2 protein-coding genes and 1 pseudogene are annotated in these 1,702 nt (G+C 66.0%); 1 reads left to right on the top strand and 2 read right to left on the bottom strand.

The features are described from left to right. Positions 1–371: HPP family protein (locus G3T14_RS24035; RefSeq protein ID WP_163644987.1), on the top strand; the 371-nt coding region annotated here is incomplete at its 5' end. 106 nt (positions 372–477) lie between these two features. Here the strand turns inward: G3T14_RS24035 and G3T14_RS24030 are convergent. Together G3T14_RS24030 and G3T14_RS24875 are read right to left on the bottom strand one after the other, a co-directional pair. After that, positions 478–1,296, bottom strand: a complete 819-nt coding sequence (locus G3T14_RS24030) for a metallophosphoesterase (RefSeq protein WP_163644986.1) — start codon at positions 1,294–1,296, stop codon at positions 478–480. 20 nt (positions 1,297–1,316) lie between these two features. Continuing rightward, positions 1,317–1,702, bottom strand: a pseudogene (locus tag G3T14_RS24875) (diacylglycerol kinase); the annotation flags it as partial.

Here is a 1,702-nt window from a genome sequence, read left to right as displayed (position 1 = left end):
GACCGTGGAACACGTTCATGGGGCATGCCATCGGGGCCGGCGCGGCCTTCCTGTCCCTTGCCGTGTTCGGGGCGCTGGACGCTCCAGCCGCCATGGTCGGCGGTCAGGTGTCGGCTGGCAGGATGGCAGCCAGCGCGCTCGCGGTGGCCCTAACCATCGGGCTTCAGATCCCGACCCGTTCGAGTCACGCCCCCGCCGCGGCGACGACCCTGCTGATCACGCTGGGCGGCTTTCCCGCGAACGTCGCCACGGTCGTCACGTTGGTGGTCGGGATCGGGGTCACGACCTGGCTCTGCGACTGCGGCAGACGCCTCGTCGTCGGGGAGTTCCACAAGCCGTGGGTCGTCAGGCTCATGGGTTGGCGCCATTAGGAGCAACGGGGCCGGCTTCCGAAGCGGAACGGAAATCCGTGGGCCGGTTCGATCTTCGGTGGATCGCCGGACAGGCCCCGGGCCCGCCGCTCGTATCATCAGGGGCTCACCACGTCGGGGCAGACCGCCACGATCCTTCCTCAAGGACGTACGAACTCGTGCGGACCTCGACATAGCCGCGCTTGGGCTGCCAGCCCATGACCCTGATCTCGACCCGGTTCCCTTCGAGCCGGATCAGGTTGAAGCTGTTTCCTTCCGCCCCCCGCGTCCGGGTCGAGATCGCGGTTCCCGCATAAACGATGAGCACGTCGCCGTTTCGCACCGGTTCCGCGATGATGCCATCGAGGGATCGGTGATGATGACCCGACAGCAGCAGGTGGATGTGGCACTCCGACGCGACATCGACGGCTTCACGCGCGCGCCCCGCAAGCTGGAGTCTGAGGCCGTCACGCGGGGCGGCGAGCGGATGGTGCGTGACCAGTATCTTGAAGATCGACGGCGGCAACGGCCGAAAGGCACGTCGGATCTCGTCCATCTGCTCGCCGGACACACGCCCGTTCTTGCGGGTGAGGCGGCGAGCGCTGTTGATACCCAGAACCGCCACCGAGTCGTCGGCGAAGAACGCGCCCGGCAAGCCGGCGGGCCGGACGAAGCGATCAAAGTTGCGGAATGGCGTGAAGAGGCGGCTGAACAGGTTGTAGAGCGGTACGTCGTGATTGCCCGGGACCACGATCTTCGGGGGTGTCATACGCCCGAGAAAGGCTCTGGCGGCCATGAACTCCCGGGACCGCGCACGCTGGGTGAAATCGCCGCTGATCACCACCAGGTCGGGACGCTCCGCCCCGAGGCTGGCGAGAAGTGCCTCGGCGATGACGGGATCATGACGCCCGAAATGCAGGTCTGAGATCTGGGCAATCGTGCGCATCTGGTCCGTGTTATTGCGCGTCAGCCTGGGACGAAGACTTGTAACGCGGCCGGGCGGATCGAGTAATGCAGCGGTAGTACCATGGTCTCGACCTCCCCGTCGCGCGCGACGGGAAGGTGGCTTGTGCGTGCCTCGATCCGCACCGAACGGACCGAAAGACTTTCGAAATCCAGCGCCCCGTCGAGTCGGCCGACGGCCGACCACAGGGCGAGCCTGATGAGCGCGAGCCGGCTTTGGGTCTTGGCGATCAAGAGGCAGAGCCTACCGGCATCCAGCCGCTCCCGTGTGCCGAAGGTCGAGAGCCCGAATCGATAAGCGTTGTTGCCGACGAAGACACATGGAACCCGGCAGGGAGCTATGCGGGAAAGTGGGTGACGACGGTGGATTGAGGGCGGCGTATCGAGGC

This window comes from Methylobacterium sp. BTF04, from assembly GCF_010692745.1.
Classification (GTDB): domain Bacteria; phylum Pseudomonadota; class Alphaproteobacteria; order Rhizobiales; family Beijerinckiaceae; genus Methylobacterium.
This window is presented reverse-complemented; position numbering and strand designations above follow the sequence as displayed.

Bases quoted from the DNA above. Each gene is read 5' to 3' on its own strand.
- G3T14_RS24030 (WP_163644986.1), bottom strand. From the start codon at position 1,296: ATGCGCACGATTGCCCAGATCTCAGACCTGCATTTCGGGCGTCATGAT.